Annotated in this window: 6 protein-coding genes; 5 read left to right on the plus strand and 1 reads right to left on the minus strand. The window is 65.8% G+C overall.

The features are described from left to right. Window positions 1-63 precede the first annotated feature (63 nt). The 4 genes from FJY73_01715 to FJY73_01730 all read left to right on the plus strand — a co-directional run bounded on the left by FJY73_01715 (window position 64) and on the right by FJY73_01730 (window position 12,270). Window positions 64-1,494, plus strand: a complete 1,431-nt coding sequence (locus FJY73_01715; protein MBM3319382.1) for a hypothetical protein — start codon at window positions 64-66, stop codon at window positions 1,492-1,494. A gap of 396 nt (window positions 1,495-1,890) precedes the next feature. Further along, entirely contained in the window at window positions 1,891-8,541 is a 6,651-nt protein-coding gene (locus tag FJY73_01720; GenBank protein ID MBM3319383.1) for a right-handed parallel beta-helix repeat-containing protein, read from the plus strand. A 20-nt stretch (window positions 8,542-8,561) separates the two neighbouring features. After that, window positions 8,562-9,182, plus strand: coding sequence for a hypothetical protein (locus FJY73_01725; GenBank protein MBM3319384.1), 621 nt, complete (start codon window positions 8,562-8,564; stop codon window positions 9,180-9,182). 256 nt (window positions 9,183-9,438) lie between these two features. Next, complete coding sequence (locus tag FJY73_01730; GenBank protein ID MBM3319385.1) at window positions 9,439-12,270, plus strand: pyruvate, phosphate dikinase; 2,832 nt, start codon at window positions 9,439-9,441, stop codon at window positions 12,268-12,270. 125 nt (window positions 12,271-12,395) lie between these two features. Here the strand turns inward: FJY73_01730 and FJY73_01735 are convergent, their stop codons facing one another. Beyond that, complete coding sequence (locus tag FJY73_01735) at window positions 12,396-13,733, minus strand: sigma-54-dependent Fis family transcriptional regulator (GenBank protein MBM3319386.1); 1,338 nt, start codon at window positions 13,731-13,733, stop codon at window positions 12,396-12,398. Window positions 13,734-14,707: 974 nt separating this feature from the next. Here FJY73_01735 and rpsU point away from each other — a divergent pair. Then, window positions 14,708-14,905: a 30S ribosomal protein S21 gene (gene rpsU / locus FJY73_01740; GenBank protein ID MBM3319387.1), complete on the plus strand. Its 198-nt coding sequence runs from the start codon at window positions 14,708-14,710 to the stop codon at window positions 14,903-14,905. The last annotated feature ends 30 nt before the right edge of the window (window positions 14,906-14,935 follow it).

A 14,935-nucleotide genomic window follows, 5' to 3' on the forward strand; every position in this document is an offset into this window, starting at 1 on the left:
GAAGGCTATGTGTCTACGCGGATTCCTATTGCTTGGCGAAAGGCGCGGAAGGCGGGCGCCTCGATGAGCGGCGGCCGGTCCTCTTCGCGTCTCTTGCTTCCGATCGTGGCTCTCGTCCTGCTCGCGGGGAGAAGCGATTCCTCGGAGCCGGTGGTGCGAACTCCTCCGATCCGTTTCACCGCTCATCCGAGCGATCGCCAGGTGGTTCTGGAGTGGAACCATCCGGCCGATTCCGTGATCACGAACCTCGTGGTCGTCGACACGAGCTGGGGAGGAACCGCCGTCTTTAAGATCCTCGGCGATTTCCTCGGCGAATGCGACATGGACATCCGTTTCCGAACGACCAATTCCGCGGATCCGTTCACCGACCCTCTCGTGGACACGGTCTTCTTTCAGAACGTGAACCCGATGCGGCCCAACTACTGGACCGGAACGGCGGCTCCCTACGCCGGCGGCAAACCCGAGATCTGCGAGGACCACAACATCCAGCTGATCGCTCTGGCCGGCGATCTCCTCACCGAAAACGGAAACGGGTCGGGCGCGCCTCTCGCCTTCGAGTGGCGCGACATCCCCGATGTCGACACGCTGTTGGTTCCCGCAGGTTTCCGGGCGGGCGTCGATTCGATCCCGGTCACGAAGGGAGTCTGGGTCGGCTTTCAGCCGGGCTCGGTGAACCAGGGGGATATCTGCGCCGTGGCGGCAAGGTCTCGGGACATCCAGCTCGCCTGGGATTATGCCCTAACCGGTGAGGCGGAAGCCCGGCGCGTCTCCTCCTCGGATCCTGGAGAAAAGGAGCTCACGATCTGCCGCCCCGGCCATGTGGTGCCTTTCCGGTTCGGGCTGTCGGTCACGATCGCGGCGGACACGGCCGAGAGCGGGGAAATCCTGGCGAACGTCCCCTCGGGGGGCGACACCCTCGGGTTGATTTCCGCGCTCTGGAGGAAGGTTGACGGATATAGGATCTATCGGAGCGAAATCACGAACCCGATGCGGTTCGTGCAGCTTCGCGAGCTCAAGTTCTGCGATCCGCGCGATGCCGACGTTCTTTCCTCGGATCCCGTCCGCTACACGGACCGCGAGGGAGTCCACAACGGCTTCCCGTACGTCTACTACGTGACGGCCTTCGACACGCTGACGCACCAGGAGAGCACCGACTCGCTCCGAAGCGCGCGGGTCTTCCCGCAAACGGCCGCGACCGAGGATCTCTCGAAGATCTCGGTCGTCCCCAACCCGTACAAGCGGAACGCCGCGTGGGAAGAAGGGTCGGAGCGGATCCAATTCACCAACCTACCCGAGAGGGCCACGTTGAAGGTGTTCACCGTCGGCGGGGATCTCGTGCGCGAATGGCGACATGAGGATCTCGAGGGAGGGGGCAACTCCGACTGGGACATGCGAAACGCGGACGGCGATCTCGTCGTGAGCGGCGTGTATGTGTACCACGTGAAGTCGGCCGGTGGGGGGGAGAAGGTCGGCAAGTTCATTATCGTTCGTTAGCGGGAGAAGCGATGCCTTTCGGTCTCGCGGTCCGCGATCCCGGGAGCGGCGGCCGCCGCAACGCATCGTGGGCGGCGCTTTCGGGAACGGATCTCTTCCCCGCCCGGCGAGACGGGCCCCGCGCCGTTCCGACGCTCCTCGGCGAAGCGGCTCCGGTCGATCCCCTTCCGCGACGCCGGCGACCACGACATCTTCGGGCGCGAGGACCGTCCTACCGACGATGCGAGTGCTGAGGGGCCGCGGGTATCTTCGGCCGAGCGAGGCCCGATTGACGATGAGGCCGGTGCTCGGTAGAGTTGCGGCGAAGATGACTCGATGGTTTCAGGAGTCTCCTCCGCCGCCGTCTTTCGCGGGGGAGATCCCGCCTTTGGATGGGAGAAAGGAGCTTTCTTTCCGATGAACGGCCGAAACGTCTTCGGTTCACTCCTGGCGTGCTTTCTGCTGCTCGTTCCCCTCTCCTCCGAGGGCGCTGTCCGGTACGCGGCTCTCTCGTCGCAGTTCGGCACGACTCCCGCCCCGCCCTACACGAACCTTCTGACGCCCGCGGACCGAATTCAAGACGCCCTCTCTTCGTCGGCGCCCGGCGACACCGTTCTCGTCGCCGGAATCCCGGTGGAGGACGCTCTCGAGTTCGGTTGGGCGTATGTCGAGAGGATTCGGATTCCCCGAGGCGTCGTTCTTCTCGGCGGGTGGGACTATCGGGCGGCGGTCGCGGGGAGGCCCTCGACGAACCAGAGGCTCTTCGACGTCGACAGCCTTTGGACGACGATCGGTCCTCTCGAGGCGGGAATCGCCGTTTCCTTCGTCGTCGACTCGGTGAAGGTCTACGACACGACCGAGGTCGGCGGCAGCCCCGTCATCGACAGCTCTTGGGTCTTTCTCGGTCCGGACTCGAACACGGTCTTCTCGGGCTTCGTCATTCGCGGGTCGAACAACACCGTCGGGGAAGGGAGCGCGATCCACATCCGGAGCGGCTCCCCGACCATCCGCCGCAATGTCCTGGTCGACAGCCGCTCGACGGGACGGGGAGGCGCGATCTTCCTCGCCGCCGGCTCTCCCCTCATCGAGCACAACACGATCGCTCTCACGCTATCCGCCCCGTGGGGCGGTTCGATTCAGATCGCGGGCGGTAGCCCGATCATCCGCGACAACATCCTCTACTCGACTGCCGTGGGCTCCGGAATCTCGTGCAGCGACAGCGCGGGAACGCCGGTCATTTCCTACAACCTGTTCTTCGAGAACGCGGCGGGCGACCTGAGCGGCTGCGCCGCGGACACGTCGAACCTGTTCGGAATGAATCCCGTCTTCTGCGGCATCCTGGACGGGGACTACCGGATCTATCAAGAGAGCCGCATCCAAGGCCTCGCGTCGGACGGGACCATTCCGGGCGCGTGGGGGATCGGCTGCCGCGCGGGGACGAAGTACGTTTCGGCGGGCGGCAACGAGGTGTACCCCTACGACACGCCGGCCCGCGCGTCCCGTTCGCTCGACTCGGTCTTCGCGATCGCCAACCCGAAAGACACGATCCGCGTGGCGGTAGGAACGTATCGCGAGAACCTCGAGATGATTCCTGGGATCGTTCTCGAGGGGGGGTGGGACACCTTCTTCTCGAGCTCCCCGTGGACGAAAGCTGCCGAGGTCGCTCACGGCACCGTGATCCTCCCGGACGACCCCGAGAAGCCGGCCCTTCGCTTCTCGTCGGGAGCTTCCGACACGACTCGTCTCTCGTTCCTGGTGATGTCCGGAGCGATCGGCGGGAACGGCGCGCTCCTCGATGTGGATTCCGGACGCGTCGAGATCGTTCATCTCTCGATTCTCGCGAACGTCACGCCCGAGGTCTTCGGATCTCTCGTGCGTGCGGGCGACGCCGCAGAGGTGACCGTTCGGTACGGCATGTTCGCCCACAACGAAGGGCTTCCGATCTTCGATTGCGAAGGAAACGCGTTCCTTTCGATCAACAGCTGCAACTTCTACGCGAACGATCTCGATTTCGCCGCCGACTGCGCGGCGGTCGTGAACGACACCACGCACAGGTACCCGTACTTCTGCGATCCCGAGAACAGCGATTTTCGCGTGTATCAGGAGGGGGGATTCGGAGAAGCCGTTCCCGGTCTCCGTCCGATCGGAGCGCTGTCGGTCGGTTGCTCCTATCTGGTTCACTACATCCGCCCCGGCTCCGAGCCCGGCGTCTTCCCTTACGAGACCCCCGAGCGTGCCTCGTCCGACGTACAGACGGTTCTCGCTCTCGCCGAACGCGGCGACACGGTCCGGTTCGCCGAGGGCGTCTACGAGACCAATCTGGTCCTGACCGGGGGCGAGTACCTCGAAGGAGGCTTTGAAAGCGGAACGTTCGCGGGCCGAGATCCCTTCCGCCGTCCGAGCGTGCTCTCTGGAATCGCTCCCGGGGCACCCACGGTCCGCTTCGCGGGACGCTACGCTCAGTTCGCGACCTCGGGGGGCATGAACGGCTTCGTGCTCACGCACAACGAAGGCGTCGACGGTCCCGGCCTGGTGATCGGCGAGGGATCGCGCCCCATCGTGCGGAACTGCGTGATCCGCGACAACCGGGTCGATTTCGCTGTGAATCCCGAGCATCCCGCTGCGGGCATCGTGATGAAGGGATCGAGCGCGGAGATCCAAGCGGTGGGGACGGTCATCAACAACTCGATCGTGAACAACACGATCAACGGGGCGACGACCTCGTCCCTCGCGGCCTCCGGCGTGTACATTCAGGATGCCGGGTACAGCGTGGACGATCCCCTGCGTTTCCGAAAGAACCTCGTGGCGCACAACACGGGCGCCCGGGCGGGGCTCGTGGTGAATGAGGACCGGCGCGACCTGGACACGAACTACGTCTACGCGAACCTGACCGCAGACGGCGTTTCCGGGAACATCGAGAACCTGACCTCCGTTCCGATCGCTCCGAGGAACCTTCAGGTCGATCCGGCCTTCTGCGATCCGGACGAGGGGGATTGGGCGCTCTCCTCGTGCACGCCCGCCGTCATCGGCGCGACGGGAGATACGGTCCTCGGTGCCCTCCCGATCTCGGAGGAGTGCGTCTGTCCGAACGAGGTCTTTCTCGTGAACCCCCAGGCGCCGACCCCCGGCTATCCGTTCCGAGCGCGGAGGAACGCGTCCCGGACGATCTCCGCCCTCGCTCCCTACCTGTCCAGGGGGGACACGGTGAAGGTGTCGCTCGGCACGGTGAGCGATCGCTTCGAGCTCGTCGGGGGGGTCGTCTACAAGGGCGGATATAGTGTAAACAGCTACACCGAAGCGGGAAGGGGCGCGGGCGTTTCCCGCGTCTCGGCCGGCTCCAACTCCCGGCTGATCTACGGCGGTCCCGGCGTCGACAGCACGACCCTGATCGACGGTTTCACCCTCGCCGCGGGGCTTGCGGATTCCGGAGCCGCCATCCTCCTGCGAGGCGACGCGTCGCCGGTCTTCTCGAACAACCTCTTCCGCGAGAGCCGGGCGAACAAGACGGGAGGTGTCCTCCTCGCGCTGGACGATTCGCGGCCCTCCCTTCTCGGCAACGAGATCTTCTTGAACTCGGTGGACACACGCGGGGGGATCATCCACCTCGCGGGAGCGGGGGGCTTGATCGCCGGGAACACGATCTCCGATAACCGCGGCGGCGGGTGGGCGATCATCATCGACGACTGCGCGCCGGTCGTCTACAACAACTCGATCACGTACAACGACAACGGAATCCAAGCGGCCGGGAGCCCCGCCCTGATCTCCGGAACGGTCTTCGACCACAACAACGTCTTCCGGCACGACCAGGACTACTCCGAGAGCTTCCTCCAGTCGGTCGACACGACGGGCCTCGGAAATATCTCGGTTAACCCGCTCTACTGCGATCGCCAGCGGCGCTTGTACACGCTCTTCGATCACTCTTCTCTCGCTGCGTCCGGGCGCGGCGGGGGGAGGATCGGAGCCCGCAGGGTGGGATGCAGCACGCCGATTCACTACGTGAGCGCGGAGGGATCGAACTCGTATCCGTACGCGACGGCCGCGACGGCGGCCCATCGGATCCAGGACGCGCTCGATGTGGCGGGCCTCGCAGGGTTCTCCAACCCGGCCGACTCGATCGACGAAGTGCGCGTGGCCGGAGGCTCGTACGACGAGACGATCCAGCTTCCGACGAACGTCCGTCTCCTCGGTGGGTACAATCCCGCGGACTTCAACATTCGAGACGCGGACCGATACGCCACCGAGATCCGCGCCGGAGGCCGAGGAACCGTGGTCGCGATCGACTCGGGCGCGGTCGGCGCGGGGAGGGTGCAGACGACTCTCGAGGGCTTCGTTCTCTCGGGGGGGCAGGGAGAGAAGGGGGGCGGCATCCGCGTCGGCAAGGACGGAAGACCTACGATCCGGGACAACGTGGTGCGGGATTCCCGGGCCGCGCTCGGCGGCGGGATCTTCATCGACGAGGGCGCGCGTCCCATCGTCGAGAGGAATCTGGTTCTCCGTGACACGGCCGAGGCGGGCGCGGGCGTCTACGTCAACGGCCGCGCGGGGTTCAGCTCGAGCGCGATGGCGCTGCGAATGAACACGTTCGTGTTCAATCACACGCTGGCCGATACGGCGGGCGCCATTCATCTTCAGGACGCCAACCCGAGCTTCCAGACGAGCATTGTCGCCTACTCGACGGGGGGAGAAGCCCTCATCCACGACGGGACGCTTGTTCCGAACGTTCGGAACAACCTCTTCTACGGAAACGAAAAAGGCGACAGTATCCCGTGGCTCTCTCCGGGCGCGCTGCACGTCGTTGCTCCTCCCGCCTTCTGTGATACGGCGTCCGACGTCTACGGGGTCTTGTTCGACCGCGACTCGATTGCCGCCGGCCGGAGCGCGGTTCGAGATACGTGCGCGGTGACCGTCTGGGGCTCGGAGGGCGTGGGGTGCACGCGGCCCGGCCATCGCTTCCTCGTCTTCGAGGATCCGCAACGGAACCGGAACCCGGTATATCCCTACGTGTGCGCGCCGAACTCGGCGAGAAGGCTCTCCGACGTCCTCGGCCGCGTGAACCCGGGCGACAAGGTGGACGTGGCGGGGAGCGCGCTCCCGACCGGCGCGCGCTACACGGGGAACTACGAGGTGACCAAGCCGATCGTTCTTCGCGGCAGCTTCGATCCGGGCTTCACGCGGGCCGAGCCGAATCCCGATTCGGTCGATCTTCTGACCATTCTCCTGCCGGCGTCCGAGGGGCCGATCCTGACGATCCGCCAGGATTCGGCCGCCGCTTCGGATCCCTCTCTCGTCATCGACTCGACCGCGGAGATCTCGGGGTTCACGTTCACGGGCGGGAACGCGGTGCTCGTGAACGGCGGCGCGATCCGCAGCGTGAACGGCGCGGCCCCGACGATCAAGAAGAACGTGTTCGAGAGCAATATGTCCAAGAACTGGGGCGGAGCGATCGCGATGGAGAACGCGGTCTCGCCCCGGATCTACGACAACTACTTCTACCGGAACTCGGCCGGAATCGGCGGGGGCGTCTATCTGACCGGCGCGTCCGATCCCGTGATTCGGCGCAACATCTTCTCCGCGAACACGGCGAAGCTGTACGGCGGGCTTCGAATGGAAGGCACCACGGACGGCGGCTCGGTGGACAACAACGTCTTTTTCCGGAACGCGGCGGGGGCCATTTCGGTCTCGGAGTCCGCGGGAGACCTGGTTCTCCGCAACAACGCCGTCGCCTCGAACGGCGGGCACGGGATCACGCTCGCGCCCTTCTTCGACGGGATTCGGACGCCGACTCTCTCCCACAACAACGTGTGGGCGAACTCGTCCGGGAACTACCTCAACCTCGGCGCCGGGGAAGGGGATATCCACGAGAACCCGTCCTTCTGCAACACCGAGATTCGAACCGACGTGACGACGGCCAAGAAGACAAGGCGGGACTTCTTCCGCTACCAACGTTGCTCGCCGCTTCTCTACGCGGGAAGCGATCCTCTCTCCGACTTGAACGCGCACATCGGCGTCGCGTCTCTCGCGGATCCCACGTGCCCGGACACGGTGAGCCCGGTCCTCAACATCGGGTTCGTCATGCATTCGACGATCCCCGGCGCGGCGAATCTCTATGTGGTTCCGAGCGAGGCGATCGCCCGGGACTCGGTTCTCGTCCGGCTCATGTACGCCGACGCGAAGATCGAGTCGATCGTGGTCGGCGACAACATCATCGTGGTGACCGTCTATCGGTTCGACTCGACCGAAGTCGACCTCGGGCTCGGCGATCCGGGGCTTTCCATCTACCGGAGCGGGAACATCGAGCTCAGGACCGCCGACACGTTGATCGTCGAGGCGCGCGCGGTCGATCGGTGCGGGCAAGTGGGCACGGCCCGGCGGCACTTCTCATCGAGTCTCTTCGTGCGGGGAACGCCCGGGAAGATGTGGACCGTCGATCGCCGGCTCCGGCTCGACGTCCCCTCGGACGCGTTCTCCGCAAGCGGGGCGGTGATCACCGAAGCGCTGACCGCGGGGCCTTTCACGGACGGAGCCCCGCCTCTCGCGGGACCTTACGGTCTGCACGTTTCGCAGATCCGGCCGATCGCCCCGCTCACCGTCTCTGTGAGGCTCGAAGGTTTGGGCGTGAACGAAGAGACGCGATCCGGGGTCGCCCTGTACCGCTGGGAACGGGAGGGGTGGACGCACATCGAGTCGCGGATCGACCCGGATCGGAACGAGGTGATCGCAGGCATTCAGGAGAGCGGAACGTACGCCGTCTTCCACTCGGTGAGCGTGAAGAGCGGAGAAGTGCCGCCGAGGGAGTTCGCGCTTCACGCGAACAAGCCGAACCCGTTCAACCCGGCCACGCGGATCGCTTTCGATCTCCCATCGCGCGAAACGGCAAGCCTGCGGGTCTTCGACGTGCGAGGGCGCGAGGTGCGAACGCTCGTGCGCGAGACGTTGCCGCAAGGCCGTTACGAGTACATCTGGGACGGGACCGACAACTCCGGTCGGCCGGTCGCTTCGGGAGTGTACTTCTATCGCGTCGTGGCCGGCGATCAATCGGCCACCCGCAAGATGACGCTGGTCCGCTAGAGGCTACAGGAAGGGAAACCATGTCGCCACGAATGTTCTTGAGGAGGAGGGGCCCGCTGGCGGGGATCGCCCTCGTTCTTCTCGTTCTTTCCGGTTGCGGAGACGACGAGGGGGTGACCGAGCCTCCGGTCGTTTCGCTTCTGGCTTCCGGATGGCAACGGTTCGCGGCAGCCGATTACGCGGGAGCGATCGAGAAGTTCGAGGATGCGGTTGAGAGCGACCGGGGTCTCGGGGAAGGCCACAACGGGATCGGTTGGTGCTATTTCCGGCTCGATTCCCTCGATCTCGCCCTCGCGGAGTTCCAGACATCGATCGCGAAGGGGCTTGTCGGGGCCGACGCGCAGGCCGGACGCTGTCTCATCCTGAACCGGATGGACGAGTATCGGCAGGCGATTTTCGCCGGGGAAGCGGTTCTTGCGATCGATCCGCTCTTCAAGCTCGCCGCCGACCCGACCGTCGATGTGCGCGACGTCCGGCTCGCGATGGCTCAATCACACCTCGCGCTCGGGGAATACGCGGAGACGCTCGATCAGCTGACGAACATCGATTCCGCGATCCAGATCAATCCGAACTCGGCGACCTTCGTCTCCGAGCTGATCGCGGCGATCGAACACCTGACGGCGTTCTTGTCGGTCTATTGAGCCCCGACTGGGGCATGCTTCCTGCAGTGCCCCGGGGATCACGGACTTCATCTTCTCGCGGGGCGGGTCTCTTCCGCACAGAGAATGAGGTACGAAGCGCGCGGAACCCGTGCTAGACTGCGAGTGCCGCTTCGCGCGGCTTTTCCGCGCAGGAATCGATGCTGAGCGATGGATTCCGATCTTCTTCCGGGTGAATCGGAGGGATCTTCGATCGCCCGGCGAACGAGAGACGTTTGCGAGAAGGAGCGACGCGTTCATGAGCACCGAGAAGAGCAAGAGAAAGAAGAGAATCTACTTCTTCGGCGCCGGCCAAGCGGAAGGTCACGCGAAGATGCGCGATCTTCTGGGCGGAAAGGGGGCCGACCTCGCCGAGTTGAACCGGATCGGGATTCGAGTCCCCGCCGGGTTCACCATCACCACCGAGGTGTGCACGGAGTACCAGAAGGTCGGCAAGAAGCTTCCTCCCGGGCTGAAGGAAGAAGCGAAGAACCACTTGAAGCGCGTCGAGAAGCTGATGGGCGCCCGCTTCGGCGATCCGGAGAACCCTCTCCTTCTCTCGGTTCGCTCGGGGGCGCGGGTCTCGATGCCGGGGATGATGGATACGGTCCTGAACATCGGCCTCAACGATCGGACGATCGTCGGCCTCGTCGGCAAGATGGGCGATGCGCGGGCCGCGTACGACTGTTACCGCCGTTTCGTGCAGATGTACGGGGACGTCGTTCTTTCGGTGGACGGCGAGGAGCTTGAGGAGCTGCTCGAGAGGAAGAAGAAGAGACGCCGCGTCCGTCTGGACAAGGACCTTCCCGCCGACGCGCTGAAGGAGCTCGTCGCCGAGTTCAAGAACGTCGTGCGCGAGACGACCGGCAGACCGTTCCCGGAGGACCCGCACGAACAACTCTGGGGTGCCGTGGGGGCCGTGTTCGACTCGTGGGACGGCAAGCGCGCGGTGGAGTATCGCCGCCTTCACAGGATCCCGAACGATTGGGGGACCGCCACCAACGTACAGGCGATGGTGTTCGGGAATCTCGGCGAGACGAGCGCGACCGGCGTCGCTTTCACGCGCGACCCGGCGACGGGCGAGAAGCGGTTCTATGGCGAGTACCTCACCAACGCGCAGGGCGAGGACGTGGTCGCCGGCATCCGCACCCCCCATCCGATCAACATCGCGGGGCAGGGGGAGAGCGGGCTTGTCTCGCTCGAGGAGGAGATGCCGGAGGTTTACGCCGAACTCGTCGACAACTATAAGAAAATCGAGAAGCACTACCGCGAGATGGCGGACATCGAGTTCACGGTGCAGCGGGGGAAACTCTGGATGCTGCAGACGCGCTCCGGGAAACGGACGTCCGTCGCCGCGATCAAGATCGCGGTGGACATGGTCGCCGAGGGCCTCATCAGCAAGGAAGAGGCGGTCAAACGGGTTGATCCGGATCAGCTCGACCAGCTCCTCCACCCGATGTTCGACCCGAAGGCCGAGCGGAAGGTCGTCGCGAAGGGCTTGAACGCGTCGCCGGGGGCGGCGACGGGCCGGGTCGTCTTCTCGGCCGACGAGGCGGTCGCGGAGACGAAGAAGGATCCGAAGGCGAAGGTGATCCTCGTGAGGACCGAGACGTCTCCCGAGGACATCCACGGGATGGCGGTCGCGCAGGGGATCCTGACCTCGCGCGGAGGCATGACCTCCCACGCGGCGGTCGTGGCGCGCGGGATCGGCAAGTGCTGCGTCGCGGGGTGCGGAGACATTCACGTCGACCGGAAGAAAGGGCTCTTCCACGCCAAGGGGGCCACGGTTCGCCGAGGCGAGTGGATTTCCCTCGACGGTTCGACGGGAGAGGTGATGCTCGGCCAGGTTCCGGTCGTCGACTCCGAGGTGAATCAGGTTCTCCTCGGCCGGAAGAAGCGCGAAGAATCTTCCCTTTACATGTTCTTCGAGAAGCTGATGTCGTGGGCGGACGGCATCCGCCGGCTCGGCGTTCGCACGAACGCGGAGACGCCGCTCGACTCGTTCCGCGCCGTCCGGTTCGGCGCGGAAGGGATCGGTCTCGCCCGCACCGAGCACATGTTCTTCGAGGGGGATCGGATCGACGCGGTGCGCGAGATGATTCTCTCGCGCGACCGCGACGGCCGGAGAAAGGCGCTCGCGAAGCTCCTCCCGCTCCAGCGGCAAGACTTCGTCGAGATCTTCCGCGTCATGGAAGGGAAGCCGGTGACGGTCCGCACGCTGGACCCGCCGCTTCACGAGTTCCTTCCGGCGACGCCGAATGAGATCCGCGACCTCGCGGCGAAGATGGGCGTGAAGCCGAAGAAGCTTCAACAGATCGTCGACTCGCTGCACGAGCTGAACCCGATGCTCGGGCATCGAGGCTGCCGTCTCGGAATCGTCTTCGAGGAGATCACGGAGGTGCAGGCCCGAGCTATCATGGAAGCGGCGTGCATCGTGAAGAAGGAAGGGCGCAAGGTCCTTCCTGAGGTGATGATCCCGCTCGTGGCGACGAAGAAGGAGCTCGAGCTGCAGCGGGAGATCGTCGAGCGGGTCGCGCGAGAGGTGATGGAGGAGCAGGGAGTGAAGTTCCCGTACCTCGTCGGCACGATGATCGAGCTTCCTCGGGCGGCCCTGACTGCGGACGAGATCGCCGAGGCGGCCGACTTCTTCTCGTTCGGGACGAACGATCTCACGCAGACGGCGTTCGGTCTCTCCCGCGACGACGCGGGCCGCTTCCTTCCCTACTACGTCGAGCACGGGATCCTTCCCGCGGATCCCTTCGCGATGATCGATCAGGCGGGAGTCGGCATCCTCATGAGAATCGGAGTGGAGAAGGGGCGCTCGACAAAACCTGATCTCAAGGTTGGGATCTGCGGCGAGCACGGCGGGGAGCCCTCCTCGGTCCGCTTCTGCCATCGGGTGGGTCTCGACTACGTGAGCTGCTCTCCGTTCCGAGTACCGATCGCACGGCTCGCCGCCGCGCACGCCGTCCTCGAAGAGAAGGGGGGACCGACGCCCCCGGCGCGGGTGCGCGGGGGGAAGAGGGCCGCGGGGAAAGCCGCGATGAAGACCCCGAAGAAGAAAGCCGCGAAGAAGAGCGCGCGCCGATAACGCAAGGTCGGTCTGTCCGAGCGAACGGGGGAGGCGATTCTCCCCCGTTTCATTAGGACATCAACCATCGAATCCAAAACGGACAAGGGGGCCGAGACGGGCCGTTCGGGTCCCGCCGCCCGGCCTCAGCCGAGCCCGTACTTCTTGATCTTCCGATAGAGGGTTCGCTCCCCGATCTCGAGGATCTCCGCGGCTCGCCGGCGGTTCCCTCCCGACTCGGCGAGCGCTTTCCGGATCGCCTCCTTCTCGTGGTCGGCCGCCGTCCGAGTCGCGCGCGGCTCGGCCGTCTCCTCGAGTTCGACCACTTCCGTTTCCGGTCCGAACGGGCCCTCGCGCGAGGGGCGGTACGAGGCGGAAGGAACGCGTCCGCCGCAGGCGCGGACCAGCATCTCGCGAAGCTCCGCGAGCTCCCGGCGGAGAGCGACGAGGTTCTGCAGGATCAGCTCCCGCTCCGTTCGCGTCGCGGCGTCGGGGAGGGGAACCGGAAGGTGGCGCGAGCGCGAGAAACGCTCCCCAAGGAAGCGCGCCGCCTCGTCCGCGTCGATCGTCTCCCCGTGCTCGAGGATGGTGAGCTTCTCGACCAGATTCTTGAGCTGTCGGATGTTCCCAGGCCAATGATATTCGGCGAGCGCCTGAAGGGCGTCCCGCGTAAAACGGACCGGTTCGATCCCGTGGTCGGCGCCCGCTTCCGCGGCGAAGGTTTGCACGAGGTCGGGAATGTCCTCGCGCCGCTCGCGGAGGGGCGGGAGGTGGAGCTGAATCACGTTGAGGCGGTAGAAGAGATCCTCGCGAAACCGGCCGGCCTGGACCGCCGCCTCGAGGTCGGCGTTCGTCGCCGCGAGGAGGCGCACGTCCACGACCACGTCCCGCACGCCGCCGACCCGGAGAAAGCGCTTCTCCTCGAGAACGCGGAGGAGCTTGGCCTGCGTTTGGATCGGCATGTCGGCGATCTCGTCGAGGAAGAGCGTTCCCTTGTGGGCGAGCTCAAAGCGTCCCTCGCGCCGCGAGGTCGCCCCGGTGAAGGCGCCCTTCTCATGCCCGAACAGCTCGCTCTCGAGAACCCCCTCGGGGAGCGCTGCGCAGTTCACCGCGACGAACGGGTTCTCCCGGCGCCGGCTCTTCTCGTGAACGAGGCGCGCGGCGACATCTTTCCCCGTCCCGCTCTCGCCGGTGATGAGGATCGTCATCGAGGTGGGGGCCACCTGATCGATCGTCCGGCGGATCCGCTCCATCTCGCGGCCCCGGCCGATGAGGCGAAGCTCCGGCTCCGGCGGTCTCTTCTCCGCGAGAAGACCGCGGACCGCGTCGATCACCTCGCCGGTCGAGCGGCCGGAGAGGTTCAGGAACTCGTCGCCGACGAGCGAGGTGCGATCGGGCTCAGGAAGAAGGAGAGCCGCCCGAATCCCGGGGAAACGCCGGGCGAGACCGCGGAGAAGGACGCGCGGCGCGATCTCCTCCGGCATCCCCACGACGACGAGCGCACAGTTCCGGTCCGCTTTCAGGGCGCGGAGGGTCTCCTCGCCGCTCGCCAACTCGGCGACCTCGAAGCCGGCCTTCCGAAAGGCGGCCGGAAGATCCCGGTTTCTCTCCGGAATCCGTCCCGCGACAAACACGGTGCTCGCCATCGAACCCCCGAACTGTTTCTACCACGCGGGGTTCAGGCGGTCAAGAAGGGGGCGGTGCGGACGGGGGACCGCCGCACCGCCCTCCCGCGGATGGAGCCGCCCGGGATCGGGATGTTCGGGGGCTGCCGCGGTTCTCTTCCGGCCGGCTCATCCGCGGGGGGAGTGGTCGATGAGCGCGAGGCTGAGCATGCGTCCGCGGGTGAGCCGCCGGGCGGGGACGAGGGTGGTCGGGTCTTAGGCGTTTGTCCCGGACGGCTCCACCCGCGGAGCGGGGGCGGGGGGGAGTGGTCGATGAGCGCGAGGCTGAGCGCGCGTCCGCGGGTGAGCCGCCGGGCGGGGACGAGGGTGGTCGGGTCTTAGGCGTTTGTCCCGGACGGCTCCACCCGCGGAGCGGGGGCGGGGGGGAGTGGTCGATGAGCGCGAGGCTGAGCATGCGTCCGCGGGTGAGCCGCCGGGCGGGGACGAGGGTGGTCGGGTCTTAGGCGTTTGTCCCGGTCGGCTCCACCCGCGGAGCGGGGGCGGGGGGGAGTGGTCGATGAGCGCGAGGCTGAGCATGCGTCCGCGGGTGAGCCGCCGGGCGGGGACGAGGGTGGTCGGGTCTTAGGCGTTTGTCCCGGACGGCTCCACCCGCGGAGCGGGGGCGCGGCGGTCCTCCGTCCGCGCCCCCGCCTTTTTGCTTGACAGACCGGAAGTCCATGATACCCTTGCCGATAACCTCGGGTTGTGCGTGGCCTTCGAGCCGCAGTTGCCTCCCCTTGGTCTGTTTCCGGCAGCCGGTCTGCCGATCAACGACGAAAGGTTGTGATGCCAGAATGTCTCGGGTGAAGGTCAAGGACGGCGAGCCGATCGACAAGGCGATCCGGCGTTTCAAGAAGAAATGCGAGAAGGATGGGATCGTCCAGGACATGCGAAAGAAGGCTCGCTTTCTGAAACCAAGCGAACGGCGGCGCAAGAAGGCGCTCAAGGCGGAGAAGAGGCGCCGCACGGAGGCCCTGAAGACGGGCCGTTAGAGCGAGAGGAGGACGCGGAGGCCGCAAGAC

Source organism: Candidatus Eisenbacteria bacterium (assembly GCA_016867715.1).
Taxonomy (GTDB): Bacteria; Orphanbacterota; Orphanbacteria; order Orphanbacterales; family Orphanbacteraceae; genus VGIW01.

Bases quoted from the DNA above. Each gene is read 5' to 3' on its own strand.
- FJY73_01725 (MBM3319384.1), top strand. From the start codon at position 8,562: ATGTCGCCACGAATGTTCTTGAGGAGGAGGGGCCCGCTGGCGGGGATC.
- rpsU (MBM3319387.1), top strand. From the start codon at position 14,708: ATGTCTCGGGTGAAGGTCAAGGACGGCGAGCCGATCGACAAGGCGATC.
- FJY73_01720 (MBM3319383.1), top strand. From the start codon at position 1,891: ATGAACGGCCGAAACGTCTTCGGTTCACTCCTGGCGTGCTTTCTGCTG.
- FJY73_01735 (MBM3319386.1), bottom strand. From the start codon at position 13,733: ATGCCGGAGGAGATCGCGCCGCGCGTCCTTCTCCGCGGTCTCGCCCGG.
- FJY73_01715 (MBM3319382.1), top strand. From the start codon at position 64: ATGAGCGGCGGCCGGTCCTCTTCGCGTCTCTTGCTTCCGATCGTGGCT.
- FJY73_01730 (MBM3319385.1), top strand. From the start codon at position 9,439: ATGAGCACCGAGAAGAGCAAGAGAAAGAAGAGAATCTACTTCTTCGGC.